The sequence below is a fragment of the Psychrobacter sp. H7-1 genome (genome assembly GCF_904846585.1).
GTDB lineage: Bacteria > Pseudomonadota > Gammaproteobacteria > Pseudomonadales > Moraxellaceae > Psychrobacter > Psychrobacter raelei.
In genome coordinates, this window is record NZ_CAJHBH010000004.1 from 26,972 (window position 1) to 43,536 (window position 16,565).

Sequence of the window (16,565 nt, forward strand, 5' to 3'; positions counted from 1 at the left end):
TAAGTTTCGCGGGTGGCTGTTGTGTGTTGTGATGGCTCTAAATTGTCACAGCTCATGGCAGTCGCCGGTAACAAAATTTAGCGATACAAACCAAGATGAGCTTTTATAATAAGACCTCTTATCATTTATATGATACCGTTATTGATGTGAAAACCCTAATATAAAAGTGGACTTATTGACCTAAAAAGTTTAGGCTAATAACTCTAGGCTTGTTATTAAGCAGTCGCTTTTTGTTCAACATTAATACACTGGCTTGATAACGTACCACCTTATGTTTTTTTTAATTGCTAATCGACAGCTTCGGTTAGCAATTTTTGTTATAAGTCGTCTTTTTTTAGCTCAGCGCTGAAAATAGAAGGTCGACACACAACTTAACCTAAGCCTGACACCAACAGCACCCTCTTAGTGATGAGTGCTGGGGTGTTTTTTGTTTATTAATTTATTCATCCATATATGTATATGAGGAAGATGATATGCAACGTTACCCAATGACTCCGCAAGGACATGCTGCGTTAGAAGCCGAGCTTAAGCAACTCAAAAGCGTAGATCGTCCGCGCATCACGGCTGCGATTGCTGAAGCCCGCGAACATGGCGACTTAAAAGAAAATGCAGAATACCACGCCGCCCGTGAGCAACAAGGTTTTTGTGAAGCTCGTATTCGTGACATTGAAGCCAAACTCTCTGGCGCTCAAGTTATTGATCCGGCTACCTTACCACGTGAGGGCCGCGTCGTATTTGGTGTGACTGTGGTTATCGAAAACCTAGACACTGAAGAGCAAAAGCGCTATCAGATTGTGGGCGATGATGAGGCAGACTTTAAGAACAACAAAATCTCCGTCAACTCCCCTATTGCTCGAGGTTTAATCGGTAAATCAGAGGGTGATGAGGCACGTATTGAGACCCCAAGCGGCCTGGTAGAATTTGAAATTATCGAAGTTATTTATCAGTAATGCTTAACCAATAAATTTTAATTTATTGCGTCCTTTATTTAGCTAGAGTTCAATATTTTTACTATTCATAGATCAAAAAATGGTCTATTATCTATAAAATTGAACTCTAGCGTCACTTGCAAATCCCCTTTGCTTAATGTTAAGTTACAAAAAGATAACATTGGCAAATCTAAATGTGACACTTCGTGTGTATCTTTACCTCCTATGGTTTTATAGCCAATGTTAACAATTTAGATAAGTATTTTTTATTTAACCCATTTTTATTTAAGCTATTTAATTAAGTAGTATTTTTATAGTAAATGCATAATCTTTTGAGTTTCCATTACTTAAGATAAATGCTTACGAGGCAATTATGAAGAAATTCACATCAGCTCTATGTGCGCTAGCATGCATGGTAGGAGCCACTAATCTGGCTCACGCTACGGATTCTAAGCAAACTATCAGCGTTAAAAGCCCAAGCGATATCGACAGTGTACTCAACGAGTTAGCACGCAAAAAAAGCCAACCCACCTCTTTATTACAAACCTCCTTTGAGCCCTCATCTTTAGCTGCCAGCAGCTCATTGATGAATGCCAAAGGTAGTAAAGTTAGCCAAGATAACGATGATGTGTTATCTCATTTAACGTTAGTAGCCTCAAATGCTGTTAACAAATTCAAACAAAGTGGTCGTGCCTCTTGGTACGGTGGCAAGTTCCATGGCAGAAAGACTGCCAGTGGTGAGCGCTTTGATATGAACTCATTAACCGCAGCACACCCCTCTTTACCTTTTAATACTTACTTACGTGTCACCAACAAAGGTAACGGTAAGAGCGTGGTAGTCAAAGTGAATGACCGTGGTCCTTACCATGGTAACCGTGTGTTGGATTTATCTTATGCTGCTGCTAAGCAGATCGGTTTGGTAAGCCGTGGTATTGCCAATGTGACCATTGAAAGAGTGGGTTCACCTTAATCCTGCTAATCTTAGTAAGCTGCTGGTTTTTAAAAGTACAGTTGCTAAATCAAGTCAGGGTGATAAATTTACGCTTGTCGATAAGCGGCCTGGTGGGCTAAAACCAGGATCAAAAGAAGATCTGCACCGTAAACGGCAGGTCTTTTTTTATGCCCAATTTTTGAGTCGGCAACTTCAAAGCCCTAAGTTTAAAAAAGCTGAGCAAGATAGGCCGCTCAAACCCTTGTGAAAAAAAGCCATCTTAGCTATGATAAGCAGCTGTTTTATTTGTTTTTAAGTTATCACAGGGGCGCCCTTGGGCTGAGATGCACCCTTTGAACCTGATCCAGATTATACTGGCGTAGGGAGTGTATAGCGATAACGGCATCTTTGGGTAAGGGTTGATTGTTAACTTGCCACCTTTATCATAAGCGTGCCGTCATGCTGTGTGTTTCTAAACGCCCTCTTATCCTATTCGGAGGGAAGATGCAGTTACCATTCATCGAGTCTTGTTTTCACGCCTTTAAAGACCAATCTGCTTTGGTCCATAACCTCACCAATGATGTCGCCCATAATACGGTTGCCAATGTGCTTTTGGCCTGTCGCGCCTCGCCTGCTATGGTACATGACATTCAAGAAGCCCCTGACTTTGTGTGCTTATCTGATGCCCTAGCGATTAACATCGGTACGCTGACCCAAACTCGTCTAAACAGCATGCTGGCCACGGCCAAGATGGCACACAGCAAAGGCATTCCTTGGGTGCTAGACCCAGTCGCTGTGGGTGCCACTGCATTTCGGCAACAAGCTTGCCGGCAGCTACTGTCACTACAGCCTGATGTCATTCGCGGCAATGCTTCAGAAATATTGGCTCTGGCGGGTATGAGTAGTCAAAGCAGGGGCACCGATAGCGGCGATAGCGTGGCGGCGGCCCATGCAGCAGCTGAAGCCTTGACCCAATATGCCAAGGTAGTGGTGGTTACCGGAGAGATTGACTGGGTGACCGATGGCATGAACCGCTGGGCTATTAATCATGGCCATCCTATGATGACTCAAGTCACCGCCATTGGCTGTGCCTTAACGGCGCTCATAGCCGGCTTTGTAGGCGCCAATAAGAAGGCTATGGCACAAGCGGCTGTCACCGCCTTATGTTATTACGGACAGGCCGCTGAGCACGCCATGCAGATTGCTCAAGGGCCTGGCAGCTTTTATATCCACTTCCTCGATAGTTTGTATGCCCTACAGGCAACCGATGTCTCTCAACAAGCACGAGTAATATTTTATGAATAAACATAATAAATCTGCCGATGCCTTATCGCTATATTTGGTCACCGATAGCGCTCTATGCGCTGATAAGGGACTGATTGAGACGGTGCTTGCTGCCATCGATGGCGGCGTGACCCTAGTGCAGTTGCGTGACAAACACGCCAGCGATGAGGCCTTGTATACCACAGCCTGTGAGCTTAAAGAGGCCATTGCTGGTCGTGTTCCTTTGGTTATCAATGACAAAGTGCAGATTGCACATAAAGCCAAACTCGATGGTGCTCATATCGGTCAAGGCGACTTGAGTGTTGAACAGGCCCGAAATATTTTAGGCCATGATGCTTGGCTGGGGCTGTCTATTAATGCTTTAGCGCAGTTACAGCAGACGCACCACCATCACCTTGATCTGCTCGATTATGTCGGACTAGGCCCTGTATTCGCTACCGCTACCAAACAAGATCATGCCGAGCCTATAGGCTTAGAGGGATTGAGCACTTTATCCAAGGCCAGCGTATTGCCCACAGTGGCCATTGGCGGCATTAACCATGCTAATGCCAGGCAAGTGTACCAAACAGGCTGTCATGGGATCGCTGTAGTCTCTGCGATTTGTGCGGCCGATGATCCAAAGCAAGCAGCTGAGCTGCTGATAGCACAGCGATAACATAAGATAGGCTATCAATAACCATCCTAATTTTTAAGGAGCGTAGCGGTGATTAAAAATGTATTAACTATTGCTGGTACAGACTGTACAGGCGGCGCCGGTATTCAAGCCGACATTAAGGCCATTAGCGCCAATGGTAGCTATGCGATGAGTGTCATCACCGCCGTGGTGGCACAAAACACCCAAGGTGTGCAGCAAATTCAGATGATGCCAACTGACTTAATTCGTGCTCAATTAGATTCTGTATTTAGCGATGTACAGGTCGATGCGGTGAAAATTGGAATGTTAGGTACCGCTGAGGTCATCCGCTGTGTGGCAGAAGCGCTTCAGACTTACCAACCCACCAAGGTAGTGCTAGACCCGGTCATGGTTGCTAAAAGCGGCGATAGACTGCTGGACAGTGATGCGGTGGCGGCCTTGCGTGAGCTATTATTGCCCCAAGTGGGGCTGATTACCCCCAACCTGCCAGAAGCTGCTGATTTACTGGGTGAAGCTGAGGCCACCACCCGAGAACAGATGCTCGAGCAGGCAGAGCGTTTAGGGGTCGCCACCTTTTTAAAAGGCGGTCACCTGCTTAATCAGCCAGACTCTCCAGATCTGTTATGGGTAGAGGGTCAAAGTCAGTGGCTGGAGGCGGCGCGTATCGCTACTAAAAACAGCCACGGCACTGGCTGCACCCTATCTGCCGCCATCGCGACTTTTTGGAGTCAAGGAGACAGCTTAAGCCTAGCTTGTGCTAAGGCCAAAGCTTATCTGACGGGTGCTCTAGCGCATGCAGATGAGCTTAATGTCGGTCATGGCCATGGTCCGGTGCATCATTTTTACGCGTATTATGAGCGCTAATTTAAAACACTCAGCGCCTTAAATTTCAAACGCTCGGTCAATGGCATCATCCAAGCGATCAGCCGTTATCACTGTGATACCCTTAAACTGCCCCATAAGGTTTTTTGGGGCATTGGCTTTGGGTACGATGGCGTGGGTGAAGCCGTGTTTCATTGCCTCTTTTAGGCGCTCTTGACCGTTGGGAACCGGGCGTATCTCGCCCGATAGCCCCACCTCACCAAATACCGCCAAAGATGAGGGCAACGGCCGCTCCTTAATACTTGAGGCACAAGCTAACAGTACCGCCAAGTCTGAGCCGGTCTCCATCACTTTTACCCCGCCCACCACGTTGACATACACATCCTGTCCGCTGGTATGTATACCGCCATGACGGTGCATGACCGCCAGCAGCATCGCCAAGCGCTGAGGATCTAGGCCTAATGCCATACGTCTGGGCTGCCCCGCAGAATCATCGACCAACGCTTGCACCTCTACCAATAGCGGCCGAGTGCCTTCACGGCTAACCATGACAATGGATCCAGATATCGGCTTATCATAACGACTTAAGAATATGGCTGAAGGATTGGCCACTTCTTTTAGACCGGTATCTGTCATTCCAAAAATACCCAGCTCGTTGACCGCGCCAAAGCGGTTTTTTACCGCACGTATCATACGAAAGCGAGAATCAGACTGACCCTCGAAATACAACACCGTATCCACCATGTGCTCAAGCACGCGTGGCCCAGCCAACGTACCCTCTTTGGTCACATGACCCACCAAGAATAAGGCCGTACCGGTTTGCTTGGCATAGCGGGTGAGCATTGCTGCTGACTCTCGAATTTGACTGACGCCCCCGGGTGCCGAGTTTATGGCATCGGTATAAATAGTCTGAATAGAGTCAATAATAGCCACCGCAGGCTGCTCTTGGGTCAGTGCTGCGCAGATGGTCTCCACATTGGTCTCTGTCATGACCTTTAAGTGATCGCTGGATAACCCTAAGCGCTGTGCCCGCATGGCCACTTGCGATAACGACTCCTCTCCGGTCACATACAATGCACTGCCGGACAAAGACTCAGGGTCTGCCATATTGGCCGCTGTCTGCAATAAAATGGTCGATTTACCAATACCAGGGTCACCACCAATAAGCACCACTGAGCCGGCCACTAAGCCGCCACCAAGGACGCGGTCAAATTCACTAATCCCAGTAGGCAGACGGGTATCGAAGGTGACATTGACTGAGCCTAACGTGACAACGCCGCTTTGTGAGCCTGAATAATTCATACGATCAGACTTTGCACCAGCCAACACCTTAGGGCCTGTATGTGCTGCCATAGCGCCTTTAGCCGCCGACTTATTGTGATGCGGTAGGCTGACATTGGGCGCCTCAACAAGAGTATTCCACTCCCCACAGTCAGAGCATTGTCCGGCCCATTTACCAAAATAGGCGCCGCAATTTTGGCAGACATAACTTGATTTTGATTTGGCCATAACCGCTACCCTTAGTAAGTGATGCTACATATGAGGCGTCTCATATGCAAAATGGTTGATTAATAAAGATGCGCCGATTGCGACAAACTTTGGCGTTAAAAATAGCCAGCCTGTAACAGCCAGCTATCTTTAGGATGCGAGGAGAATGAAAATAGCAATAAGTATGGGCATGCCATAAACAACGGACTAAAAAGCCTATGCGTCTACGACATCTGCCTCATTTAATCTATAACGGATTGTCTAAAAGGCTGTGTTTAATAGTGATGCCACCGGCTGACCCCCCGCTGACAATAGGTGACGACTAAGCCTGGAAGTCGCGGCCTAAATACACCTCTTGCACCAGCTCGTTATTTAACACCTCCTCTGAGGTACCATGGGCAATAATAGCGCCCTCACTTACGATATACGCATGCTCACAAATCGCCAGCGTCTCACGCACGTTATGGTCGGTAATCAGCACCCCAATACCGCGGCGTTTTAGCGCCACAATCACCTCTTTGATGTCACTGACTGAGATAGGATCAACACCAGCAAAGGGTTCATCCAATAAAATAAACTTCGGATTGGCCGCCAGTGCACGTGCAATCTCACAGCGCCGACGCTCACCCCCTGATACACTCATACCGAGCGAATGGCACACATGCTCTAAGCTAAAATCAGCGATGAGTTTGTTAAGCTCTTGCTCCTGCGCCGCTTTATCTAAGTCTTTTCGGGTTTGTAAAATCGCAAGAATGTTCTCTCGTACGGTCAGCTTACGAAAAATAGAAGCCTCTTGGGGTAGATAACCAATACCGGCGCGCGCGCGCTCATGCATGGCGTATTTAGACAGGTCTTGATTGCCAAGCTTTACCATGCCTTTATCCATATTCACCAGCCCTACCACCATATAAAAGCTGGTGGTCTTACCAGCGCCGTTCGGGCCTAACAAACCCACAACCTGACCTGGCTCTACGCTAAATGATACATCTTTTACCACCCAGCGCTTACCGTAGCGCTTGGCCAGATTAAGCATGGTCAACGCAGTATCCGAGCTAACTGGCTGCGCTATCGACACGGGGGTTTTCTCTAAAGGGCTTATCACTTCAGGCTTTGGGGCATTCGATGCAGAGTTACTCATAACCTACCTAATTCCTGTACGACTATTGGATTCACTGGGCGGGAAAACAAGCTCAACACGCTGACTGCCGCCTGCAGTAGCCTCAACGTCACCCACTTTTAAGCTATAGCGAATAACGTTGCCGGCGAAACTTGCGCCATTTTGGGTAAGCTTGGCGTTACCGGTCAAAGTCACAATACCATTTTGGGCATTGTAATCAATCTTGTTGGCTTGACCGCGAGCCAAGCCTTTTTCTTTGGTGACCACTTGCTGCATGGTGGCTGGGCGGCCTGTGGCGACAGCGGATAAGATACTGCGGCTATTAGATAAATTCACGGTAATATTATCTGCTGCAAGCTTTAAAGTACCTTGAGTAATGGTGACATTGCCTGAGTAGGAGGTCACACCGGTGCGCTCACTATAAGTGGCTTTATCCGCCAACAGATGGATAGGTTGCTGCGCATCAGAGGGCAAGGCATTGGCATTAAATGAGACCATAGACGCCAAAGCAGTGGCGGCAAAAAGCGTGATTTTGCTCAGCACCGGTATCAAGCTTGGTGAGTGCGGGGTTGAGAGTATTGGCGCTAGCGTATTTGAGCGTTTATTCACAATGTTTTTCCTAAATTATGGCCTAAAGTAATTATTTAAAGTCAGTAGCTATCTACAATAATGAATAAGTAGCTATCAAAAATAAGTCGTCATTTAAAATAGACAGCTATCTAAAATAAGGGCACGTCTTTGCGGGCCGGTGGCATGAAGGTAACCGCCACTTGGGCAAACTCGTAATCACCTGTGTTCACATCTGCCAAAAATCTTGAAGATTCAAAGCTGTTTTGTCCTTGGGTCACTTTAATGGGCGTGTTGCTATAGACCCTTTTTTGTTCCAAATCGCCTATAAGCTCTGAAGCCACTAATTTCATAGGCGGCTTATTGTCCAGATTATTTGCGGCAGTTTGGCTCGAGAACAACACATTATTGGTCATCACCACTTTGGATTGTTCATGATACATCACCGCTTCGTCAGCATTAATCAACACACTGCGATTGGGACTGGGGCGCCAGTTAAGCTTCATCGCCTCCAATTTATCCAAGTTTTGATCGGCATAATGGGTCAAAGTATCGGCAGCTAATGAATACTCAGCCACCCCATCATCATTGGTCTGAACTGCCAAAATATCGGTAGCTTCATACTCAATATTGGTAGTAGATAAGTTGATAATCGAGTCAAGCTCGCCCTGATTGCGATAAAACCATACCGCAAATACTGCCACAAGCAAGGATAGGATAAATAAAAATCGGGTATTCATTACACCTCTTTATGACCATAACAAAAAATAAATGGTGTTAAGTGCTGATTAATCAAGCACATACTGGCTAATATATTGCTCGTACTTGCCATGACCTTTTAAAATCAAATCACAAACCTCACGTACGGCACCCTCTCCACCTGCACGCGTGGTGACCATCATCACTCGGCTTAATACCTCAGCATGGGCATTAGCTACTGTAGCAGAGAAACCCACCGACTGCAGGGCCTTAATATCTGGCAGATCATCACCCATATAAGCACACTGCTCTAAGCTTATTGGCAAATCTAATAGGAGCTGATTAAGCGCTTCAAGCTTATCATCACGGCCTTGGATCACATAATCAATACCCATCTCTTTGGCCCTTTTATTGACCATAGGACTTGATCGACCTGTGATAATAGCCGTTTTAACGCCAGCCCATTTTACTGCTTTGATGCCCATGCCATCTTTCACATTAAAACACTTGGTCTCTATCTCTTCGCCATCATAAATAATATAGCCATTAGATAAGATGCCATCTACATCGAGCACCAACAATTTTACTTTGCCTGCAGCTTGGATTAAGTCTTGCATAATATCTACTTACCCTATGTGTCGTCGCGAATTGAAATGTATTAAAAAATAAGACAGTATTTAGTGGCTCAACAGCTGTAAAAAGCGCACAGCCTTTTATGATTTAAGATAACAAGCTTATGATCACGCCTAACTCACGCCCGCTTGTAGTAAGTCATGAATGCTAATCACCCCTTCAAGCTGCTGCTGCTCATCGACTACCAGTAGCTGGCTGATGGCTTTTTCGTTCATTAAACTTAAAGCATCTGAGGCCCGCATATCTTTTGAGATTTGTTTGGGATTGGGGGTCATAATTTGTGACATAGGGGTTTGCAAATCAATGTGTTTTTCAAGTGCACGGCGCAAATCACCATCGGTGAAAATCCCCACTACCTTGTGCGCCTCATCCATAACCACCGCCATGCCTAAGCGCCCATTGGTCATGACAAATAGTGCCTGATGTAACGTGGTATCGGTCGATACCAGGGGCAGCTGCAAATCTTTTTGGGCTTGATGCATCAAGTCACTAACTCGCATCAATAACTTACGTCCTAGCGCACCTGCTGGATGTGACAGCGCAAAATCCTCTGAGGTAAAATGACGCGCATGTACCAATGCCACAGCAATAGCATCGCCTAAGGCCAAAGTCGCTGTGGTACTTGAAGTGGGAGCCAGCCCCAAAGGACAAGCCTCTTCAGAAGCACCCAAAGTGAGCGCCACATCTGCAGACTTAGGCAGCATACCGCGCTTATCACGGCTGATACTGATTAAAGGAATGGCCAATTGCTTGACCACAGGCAACAAGGTCTTAATCTCATCAGACTCACCAGAGTTTGAGATGGCCAGCAGCACATCCCCTGCCACCAACATGCCCAAATCACCATGGCCTGCCTCCCCAGGATGCATAAAAAAGGAGGGAGAACCGGTTGAGGCAAAGGTGGCAGCAATTTTACGGCCAATATGGCCTGACTTGCCCATACCAGTGACCACCACTCGGCCTTTGCAATTGCGAATCAGCTCGCACGCTTCGACAAAACGCTCATCAAGCTGCTCAATTAGTAACTGTAATGCAGCTTGCTCAGTACGGATGGCATCTACCGCATACTTGATATACTGTTCATAAGTGGGCGGTGGCAGTTGTGTTTGCATAATAAAATCAGGCTTTATGAGTTATTGGAATGTAATTTTTTATTAGAATATGGCTTTTTTAACCCTTACGCTTCAGGGTCTATTTCATAGCTCACTATAAGGGGTAAGTTTAGCATATTCCACCAAGCTACGAGCAGCTCTAGATGTCAATAGAATGTAATAATATCTAACCTTATCCGATTTTAGGCATAAAAAAACCTGCCAGAAAGCAGGTTTTTTTATTGTTGACTCAAAGCCGTTAGATTTAAATGGGCGGCTGTTGAGTATTGCTCTTGAAATCAGCATCAACAGTTAATCATCACTGCCAAAACCACCACCTAAGTCTTCATCATTATCGACCTGGTTGGGCGCTGCAAAGCCGCGCTTTTCAAAGCTACGCTCATCGAAGCCGCGCTGTGGTTGTGGACGACTGGCGCCAAAGCTTCTATCAGAATCAAAACCACGATCGCCTTCAAAGCCGCGCTCTACCCCAAAACCACGCTCTTGGGCAAAGCCGCCACGCTCTTGATTAAAACCGCGATCGGCAAAGCCGCCACGATTAAAGCCGCTGCGCTTACTGGCGAAACCACCCGGCTCAAAACCAGGCGCGCCTCGATCAAATCCCCCTGCAGCTGGCGGTGCACTAAAGCCGCCTGCACTAGGGTAGCCTGCAGGTTGTTGAATAGAGCCGCCCGGTGTTGCTCCACTGCTACGTGGATTGCGGGCAGGTACTACTGTTGATATGGCATGCTTATATACCATTTGGCTGACCGTGTTTTTTAACAACACCACATACTGGTCAAAAGATTCAATTTGACCTTGTAGTTTAATACCATTTACCAAAAAGATAGATACGGGTATGCGATCTTTGCGCAAAGAATTTAAAAATGGATCTTGAAGCGTTTGTCCTTTTGACATGAGGTATGTCTCCTGAATTTTTTAATTTATTATAGATGGATGACAAATAAGTAATTAGGGTAATACTGTAATCCCAAAATAGCTATTACGTTTCGTTATTAATTGGTTGTATTTCTAAATGAAGTTGTCAATACTTAAGTTGTCTTTACCATAGCATTTTTTTTGCTCTTCGTCTTACAAAAAAAGTGAAGCACAGGTTTTATATACGTTTGGCTGGCTTATATTTGATGTTCACAATATTAAGCGGGCTATTTTCACTCTCAAAATCCAGTCCATACCCTTTATAGCGAACTACGCTCAAGATATATTACTTACGCATCGGCTACATTGCCTTTGACATCTTTTGTGACACTTTTTATTGTGCTTTTATTAAAGACGGGAGAATAAATAGGCCTTAGCGTCTTGTATGGTATCGAAGCTGTGCACCACTTTTTGCTCAGTTTGTGCACCGCTTGTCTGTAGCGTATCAGAGGGCTGATGGCTTGCTACCAGGTTTCTAAGCCAGGTATATTGGCGCTTAGCCAGCTGTCGCGTCGCATATAATGCCTTATTTTTCATATCTTGACAAGCAATTGACTTGTGCGCCTCATTCACTTCTAGCCCTTTATTATCAACAGATTGGCCGTTTATTTTCAGCCGACTAATCAGAGGATGATCGGTGGCTATCAGGTAATCAATGACTTGGCGGTAGCCCACACAGCGCATCGATGGCATCTGCGCATCCAATGAGTAATTGGTAAGCAGCTGCCCCACCTCATCAAAAAAACCATCTGCCCACATCATCTCAAGCCTTAAGGCAATACGCTCATGGAGCCACGCTCTATCTGGAATGACCGCTAAGCCTAGCCAGTACTGCTGAGGATTGTCTGATAAGGCCTGTTTGGGAAGTTGCTGCCAATAGCTTAAGGGTTTACCGGTTTGTTGATATACCTCGATGGCGCGGGTAATTCTTTGGGTATCACCTATAGGTAAGCGTTCAGCCAGCAGTGGATCTATCTTAGATAAATAGTCATGCAAGGCTTCAATCCCTTGCTGCTGACGCTGAGCCTCTACTTGGGCACGAACGTTTGGGTCGGTATCGGGAATTGGAGATAAGCCGTTAAACAGTGCCATGTAATACATCAAGGTACCGCCAACCAATAGCGGAATTTTGCCGCGCTGATGAATTTGCTCAACAAGCTGCTGTGTGTCGCTGACGAAGTTTGCCACACTATAGCTTTGCGTCGGATCGATGATATCCACCAAATGATGCGGATATTGCTCAAGCTCACTTTGTGTGGGCTTAGCGGTACCTATATTCATGTCTTTATAAATAAGCGCAGAGTCGACCGAAACAATCTCAAAGCGTCCGGTCTCATACAATTCATAAGCCAACGAGGTTTTACCGCTGGCTGTGGGAGCCATTAAGCACACCACCGCATTGTCTGGCAGCTTTGTTGGCAAGCTTAAATTATCAACATCACCCATGGTATCTACTCTTATGGTTATGGTTTTTTTTGATTGGATTAGCGGTTATAAACGGCTTGGACACTGTCATAAACCTAACTGATTTTACGGGTCGTTTTTTAGTATTAATTGAATCAGCTGCGATAAAGGCAGCTCGCCAAGCGCTTGGTCGGCCAATTGCTTGCTCCAAGGCTGCTTCCATTGGTTTTGAGCCGCTTTAGCTAGATTTTGTAGCTGGGTGTTTATCCAGGCTAGTTTTTGCCCTTGACTCACGCAGGCTTGATAGTCTTTATAGTGTCTCTGCCATTCATCCTCTAGCAGCGTACAGAAGCTAGCCTGTAGCCACCGTATCAACTCAGTCTCCAAAAAAACATACAGGGTGTGCTGTATTTGTAATAACGCCAGCTGCTGATCACTTAAAAGACTGTCACTCAACAGACTCTCATTCAACAGACTGTCCTTTAACAAATATAAGCACTGCACTGGGCCATCTTTTTGGGTAAAAGACACAGGAGGCAAGTCTGTTACAGTGTCAAAACCTGATAAGCGTGAATCAGAGACGACATGGGGGTGGCTTTGCGTATACTGGCCGTGGTGGCCCTGTGTCTGATAATAGGCTATCGACTCATTTGTCTGTACCGGCTGTTTTAACTGAGGTACTGTCGTCTCAGACGCTGTAGCACTGCTATTGTGCGGGTAGTCTATGTGATTAGATGGTGCAATCCGCTTAGAGCCTTGGCTGACAGATATCTGGTGAGAGTGGGACTGCGCCACTTGCACTGATGCTTGGGCGTTGATCTGGTATTGCGGCGGCTGCACTATCGGCTGTATTATCGGCTGACGCTTCTGCCAACGCTGCAAGGCCTCACGCACGCCCACCTCAAAGTGCGCCATGACATTGGCCAGATTTTGGATTTTTATGCACAGCTTCGAGGGATGCACATTAAGATTTAGCCACGCCTTGGGCAGATTAAAAAACAGCACGTAGCCTAGGCTGGCAATGTGATCAAAGCCATTAATGCTCTCACGTAGGCTCTGGGCAATACGCTTATCTTTGACCAAGCGACCATTGATATAAATCAGCTTATAAGGATGATTGGCCAGTGCCTTTGTACTTGGAATTATCAGCCCTTCAATGCCTAGTGGCTCTTGGCTGCTGTTGATGCCGCGCATGCCCTCATATTGCACACGCAGCGCCTCTAAATCTAAGGATAACACCTGCAAGTTGTTGTCATGTAATAAACTTGCTTGCTCATGACTTGGGGGTAGCACCGATTTTAATCGTGTCAGCAAGGCTTGCATCACTTGGGTAGATAAGGCTTCTGAGGCAAGGTTAGACGAAGATACGGTTAACGGCGATGACGGCTCAGCATGGATGGCGGCAAAATTAAAACGACGTTTGTCATTATGCCAAAGGCTAAAGCTGACATCACTTGCTACCAATGCCAACTGTTTGACCACCGTCTCGATGTGCATAAACTCAGTCGAGATGGCCTTTAGATTGCCACGTCTTGCCGGCACATTAAAATACAAGTCCTTTACGCTTACTGTGGTGCCACGGCGATGCACTACCGGCACCAATTGCGGCGTGTCCTCTAAAATACCGGCCACATTAAGCTGTCGGCCAATACCGCTGTCATCACAGCAGCTGGTTAAGCTCAATCGGGACACAGCAGCTGTAGCGGCCAGTGCTTCACCACGAAACCCTAAAGTGGCTATGCCTTGCAAATGCGCCACATCAGCGATTTTACTGGTGGCAAAGCGGGTCACCGCCATTACCATATCCTCAGGATGAATGCCGCAGCCATCATCGGCCACCTCAATAATGCCCATACCGCCTTGAGTAATGCGCACATCAATTTGGCGCGCGCCAGCATCAAGCGCATTTTCAATCAGCTCTTTGACCACTGAGGCAGGCCGAGTCACCACCTCGCCTGCTGCCAGCTGATTGACCAATAAAGGCGGCAGTTTTTTTATGCGATTGCTATGCTGAGCCTGAGTGCTGACCTGTAGGCCAGTGTCGGCTAAGCCATCGAGCGGGTTACGGCGAAACATCATGTATAAAGCTCAAAGCTGGACGATAAATAAATGAGGACCAATAAATTAAGGTAAATAATTAAGGATATGAGCATCCAAATCACTGCAAAAGATCAAGTCATTAATCTGGTGCAACAAAATCAATAGCGTCATCAAAGTCCACGCTCACCTCTCGGCGTGTGCCTTGCTCATCACTGACCACAGTAAGGGTGACTGTCATTACCGGTGGCGGCAAATACGCCTCAGCACGGCTGGCCCATTCGATAATTACCAACGCCCGCTCATCCTCCAAATACTCTTCAAAGCCTATAAATGACAGCTCTTCTGGGTCTTGTAGACGATACAAGTCGGCATGATATACCCGATCAACCGCCACATTCGTGCTATTTTTTAGCTCATAAGGCTCAACCAAAGTATAGGTCGGGCTTTTTACCGCGCCTTCATGGCCTAGGGCACGCAGCCAGTAGCGGGTTAAAGTGGTCTTTCCGGCACCCAGATCTCCTGATAGCCAGACACTACCTTTGATGTGGGCTTGGGCCAACTGTTTGGCCAAGGCCTGAGTATCGCTCTCAGAGGTTAGCGTAAGCTGTACATTGCGGCGCGTCATTGGCACTCCTTTTATTCTCTTTGTAGCCCATAGGTTGATGACTGGTTATCAGCTGCTGATTATTATTTTACTTGCAGTGCCACTTCAGGGTTTATAAAAGCTTCACCTGCTTTTAGCTTGTCATACATCGCCGGATCACTCCACTCTTGCTTGATTTGATCGCTAAATTCAAAATCCTCTAGCGCCAATTTACCCATGTGCTCGTTGCTCACATCTTCAGCAAAGCACTGAGCGTAGCCAGTTGCCGTCTCATGAGCAATCACCGAATACACGCTGACATCTGCCTCGCCATTGGCCATTTTGGTCTGCTCTAAAATACTTTGGGCCCAAAAGAAAATGACCCGAGAAAACTGCTCCGCTGAAGGTGATACCGGCAAGCTGATCCAGCGGGCGCTGAATTTTTTACACATTGCAATGTATTCAGGATCATCTTTGTTCCAAAAACAAATGGCATGATCAAAGCTATCAATAATGTCTTTGATAGAGGATTTTAACAGGCCAAAGTCATATACCATTTGACCATTATCTAGTCTGTCTGCTTGCAAAATCAGCTCAATTTGATAGCTGTGTCCATGAATAGAGCGCTTGCATCTATCCGAGCTGCAGTTACGCACAATATGGGCGTTTTCAAATTTAAACAGCTTACGTATTCGCATGATTATTCTCACTAAAACTTAGAGTCAATAGGTTTTTTCGATATTACGCCATAGTTTACCACTATAGACAAAAAACAAAATGGATAACACCTGTCAGTGTTACCCATTGTTTAAATTAATGGCGGCCCAAGACTTGACGCTCAATCATTAATAGAAGCTCAGTCCTTAAATGTAGAGCCTCAGTTACTAGATTTTAGCCACAATCGCTACCCTTGAACTTAGGGTTTTGGCTCCAAGTCAATGGCCACTGAATTAATGCAGTAGCGCAGCCCTGTGGTTTCTCTTGGGCCATCAGGAAACACATGTCCCAAATGACCGCCACAATTACGACAAGTGACCTCAACGCGGCGCATGCCATGCGATGTATCTAAGTGCTCATCTACGGCCGACTCATCTAAGGTGGCATCGAAGCTTGGCCAACCACAGCCGGCATCAAACTTATTGCTTGAATCAAATAATTTGGCACCGCAGCCTTTACAGCGATACACGCCCTGCTCGCTCATGTCGTTATGGATGCCGGTGAAAGGGCGCTCTGTGCCTTTTTGACGCAGCACACGATATTCCTCATCGCTTAAGCGCGCCCGCCAGTCTGCGTCGGTTAATTGGGCGATTTCTTCTGGGGTCAATTGTGAGTCTTGCATAACATGTCCTTTTGGTATTTTTATCATCAGTTATTTGAGTGCGCTACTGTCAATTATGCGGGCAT

18 protein-coding genes and 1 riboswitch are annotated in these 16,565 nt (G+C 46.5%); of the genes, 6 read left to right on the plus strand and 12 right to left on the minus strand.

What is annotated here, in order from left to right:
* Positions 1–473 precede the first annotated feature (473 nt).
* The 6 genes from greA to thiD all read left to right on the plus strand — a co-directional run bounded on the left by greA (position 474) and on the right by thiD (position 4,642).
* A complete protein-coding gene (gene greA / locus JMX92_RS02355) occupies positions 474–950 on the plus strand; it encodes a transcription elongation factor GreA (protein WP_011960105.1) in 477 nt (158 codons plus the stop codon).
* Between the two features lie 352 nt (positions 951–1,302).
* Positions 1,303–1,899 carry a septal ring lytic transglycosylase RlpA family protein gene (locus tag JMX92_RS02360; protein WP_011960104.1) on the plus strand — a complete coding sequence of 199 codons (597 nt, stop codon included), beginning with the start codon at positions 1,303–1,305 and terminating at the stop codon, positions 1,897–1,899.
* Positions 1,877–2,128 carry a hypothetical protein gene (locus JMX92_RS02365; protein ID WP_201543702.1) on the plus strand — a complete coding sequence of 84 codons (252 nt, stop codon included), beginning with the start codon at positions 1,877–1,879 and terminating at the stop codon, positions 2,126–2,128. The genes JMX92_RS02360 and JMX92_RS02365 overlap by 23 nt, the downstream gene beginning before the upstream one ends.
* A gap of 46 nt (positions 2,129–2,174) precedes the next feature.
* Positions 2,175–2,263: riboswitch (TPP riboswitch) on the plus strand.
* Positions 2,264–2,364: 101 nt separating this feature from the next.
* Positions 2,365–3,165: a hydroxyethylthiazole kinase gene (gene thiM / locus JMX92_RS02370; protein ID WP_201543703.1), complete on the plus strand. Its 801-nt coding sequence runs from the start codon at positions 2,365–2,367 to the stop codon at positions 3,163–3,165.
* The gene (gene thiE, locus JMX92_RS02375; protein ID WP_201543704.1) at positions 3,158–3,799 is read left to right on the plus strand and encodes a thiamine phosphate synthase; all 642 of its coding nucleotides are present in this window, start codon (positions 3,158–3,160) and stop codon (positions 3,797–3,799) included. The genes thiM and thiE overlap by 8 nt, the downstream gene beginning before the upstream one ends.
* A 48-nt stretch (positions 3,800–3,847) precedes the next feature.
* The gene (thiD, locus tag JMX92_RS02380) at positions 3,848–4,642 is read left to right on the plus strand and encodes a bifunctional hydroxymethylpyrimidine kinase/phosphomethylpyrimidine kinase (RefSeq protein ID WP_011960101.1); all 795 of its coding nucleotides are present in this window, start codon (positions 3,848–3,850) and stop codon (positions 4,640–4,642) included.
* An 18-nt stretch (positions 4,643–4,660) separates the two neighbouring features.
* Here the strand turns inward: thiD and radA are convergent, their stop codons facing one another.
* The 12 genes from radA to msrB form a co-directional block, all read right to left on the minus strand.
* A complete protein-coding gene (gene radA / locus JMX92_RS02385) occupies positions 4,661–6,109 on the minus strand; it encodes a DNA repair protein RadA (RefSeq protein WP_110816346.1) in 1,449 nt (482 codons plus the stop codon).
* A gap of 301 nt (positions 6,110–6,410) precedes the next feature.
* The gene (gene lptB, locus JMX92_RS02390; RefSeq protein ID WP_110817297.1) at positions 6,411–7,121 is read right to left on the minus strand and encodes an LPS export ABC transporter ATP-binding protein; all 711 of its coding nucleotides are present in this window, start codon (positions 7,119–7,121) and stop codon (positions 6,411–6,413) included.
* Between the two features lie 108 nt (positions 7,122–7,229).
* Positions 7,230–7,703, minus strand: a complete 474-nt coding sequence (gene lptA, locus JMX92_RS02395) for a lipopolysaccharide transport periplasmic protein LptA (protein ID WP_011960098.1) — start codon at positions 7,701–7,703, stop codon at positions 7,230–7,232.
* Positions 7,704–7,924: 221 nt separating this feature from the next.
* Complete coding sequence (lptC, locus tag JMX92_RS02400; protein WP_011960097.1) at positions 7,925–8,512, minus strand: LPS export ABC transporter periplasmic protein LptC; 588 nt, start codon at positions 8,510–8,512, stop codon at positions 7,925–7,927.
* Between the two features lie 48 nt (positions 8,513–8,560).
* Complete coding sequence (locus tag JMX92_RS02405) at positions 8,561–9,088, minus strand: KdsC family phosphatase (RefSeq protein ID WP_011960096.1); 528 nt, start codon at positions 9,086–9,088, stop codon at positions 8,561–8,563.
* 129 nt (positions 9,089–9,217) lie between these two features.
* Positions 9,218–10,216, minus strand: a complete 999-nt coding sequence (locus JMX92_RS02410) for a KpsF/GutQ family sugar-phosphate isomerase (protein WP_110816343.1) — start codon at positions 10,214–10,216, stop codon at positions 9,218–9,220.
* A 291-nt stretch (positions 10,217–10,507) separates the two neighbouring features.
* Positions 10,508–11,113 (minus strand): RNA chaperone Hfq, encoded by a 606-nt coding sequence (gene hfq, locus JMX92_RS02415; RefSeq protein WP_011960094.1) that lies wholly within the window; start codon positions 11,111–11,113, stop codon positions 10,508–10,510.
* Between the two features lie 369 nt (positions 11,114–11,482).
* Positions 11,483–12,580 carry a tRNA (adenosine(37)-N6)-dimethylallyltransferase MiaA gene (miaA, locus tag JMX92_RS02420; RefSeq protein ID WP_201543712.1) on the minus strand — a complete coding sequence of 366 codons (1,098 nt, stop codon included), beginning with the start codon at positions 12,578–12,580 and terminating at the stop codon, positions 11,483–11,485.
* A gap of 84 nt (positions 12,581–12,664) precedes the next feature.
* Complete coding sequence (gene mutL, locus JMX92_RS02425; protein WP_201543721.1) at positions 12,665–14,617, minus strand: DNA mismatch repair endonuclease MutL; 1,953 nt, start codon at positions 14,615–14,617, stop codon at positions 12,665–12,667.
* A 100-nt stretch (positions 14,618–14,717) separates the two neighbouring features.
* Positions 14,718–15,203 (minus strand): tRNA (adenosine(37)-N6)-threonylcarbamoyltransferase complex ATPase subunit type 1 TsaE, encoded by a 486-nt coding sequence (gene tsaE / locus JMX92_RS02430; protein WP_011960091.1) that lies wholly within the window; start codon positions 15,201–15,203, stop codon positions 14,718–14,720.
* Between the two features lie 62 nt (positions 15,204–15,265).
* The gene (locus JMX92_RS02435; RefSeq protein WP_011960090.1) at positions 15,266–15,859 is read right to left on the minus strand and encodes a 6-pyruvoyl trahydropterin synthase family protein; all 594 of its coding nucleotides are present in this window, start codon (positions 15,857–15,859) and stop codon (positions 15,266–15,268) included.
* Positions 15,860–16,077: 218 nt separating this feature from the next.
* Positions 16,078–16,500 (minus strand): peptide-methionine (R)-S-oxide reductase MsrB, encoded by a 423-nt coding sequence (msrB, locus tag JMX92_RS02440; RefSeq protein WP_011960089.1) that lies wholly within the window; start codon positions 16,498–16,500, stop codon positions 16,078–16,080.
* Positions 16,501–16,565: the final 65 nt, after the last annotated feature.

Excerpts from the sequence above, each read along its gene's own strand:
- greA (WP_011960105.1), top strand. The coding sequence starts at position 474 with ATGCAACGTTACCCAATGACTCCGCAAGGACATGCTGCGTTAGAAGCC.
- JMX92_RS02360 (WP_011960104.1), top strand. The coding sequence starts at position 1,303 with ATGAAGAAATTCACATCAGCTCTATGTGCGCTAGCATGCATGGTAGGA.
- thiM (WP_201543703.1), top strand. The coding sequence starts at position 2,365 with ATGCAGTTACCATTCATCGAGTCTTGTTTTCACGCCTTTAAAGACCAA.
- thiE (WP_201543704.1), top strand. The coding sequence starts at position 3,158 with ATGAATAAACATAATAAATCTGCCGATGCCTTATCGCTATATTTGGTC.
- radA (WP_110816346.1), bottom strand. The coding sequence starts at position 6,109 with ATGGCCAAATCAAAATCAAGTTATGTCTGCCAAAATTGCGGCGCCTAT.
- lptB (WP_110817297.1), bottom strand. The coding sequence starts at position 7,121 with ATGCTTAATCTGGCCAAGCGCTACGGTAAGCGCTGGGTGGTAAAAGAT.
- lptA (WP_011960098.1), bottom strand. The coding sequence starts at position 7,703 with ATGGTCTCATTTAATGCCAATGCCTTGCCCTCTGATGCGCAGCAACCT.
- lptC (WP_011960097.1), bottom strand. The coding sequence starts at position 8,512 with ATGAATACCCGATTTTTATTTATCCTATCCTTGCTTGTGGCAGTATTT.
- JMX92_RS02405 (WP_011960096.1), bottom strand. The coding sequence starts at position 9,088 with ATGCAAGACTTAATCCAAGCTGCAGGCAAAGTAAAATTGTTGGTGCTC.
- JMX92_RS02410 (WP_110816343.1), bottom strand. The coding sequence starts at position 10,216 with ATGCAAACACAACTGCCACCGCCCACTTATGAACAGTATATCAAGTAT.
- hfq (WP_011960094.1), bottom strand. The coding sequence starts at position 11,113 with ATGTCAAAAGGACAAACGCTTCAAGATCCATTTTTAAATTCTTTGCGC.
- miaA (WP_201543712.1), bottom strand. The coding sequence starts at position 12,580 with ATGGGTGATGTTGATAATTTAAGCTTGCCAACAAAGCTGCCAGACAAT.
- mutL (WP_201543721.1), bottom strand. The coding sequence starts at position 14,617 with ATGATGTTTCGCCGTAACCCGCTCGATGGCTTAGCCGACACTGGCCTA.
- tsaE (WP_011960091.1), bottom strand. The coding sequence starts at position 15,203 with ATGACGCGCCGCAATGTACAGCTTACGCTAACCTCTGAGAGCGATACT.
- JMX92_RS02435 (WP_011960090.1), bottom strand. The coding sequence starts at position 15,859 with ATGCGAATACGTAAGCTGTTTAAATTTGAAAACGCCCATATTGTGCGT.
- msrB (WP_011960089.1), bottom strand. The coding sequence starts at position 16,500 with ATGCAAGACTCACAATTGACCCCAGAAGAAATCGCCCAATTAACCGAC.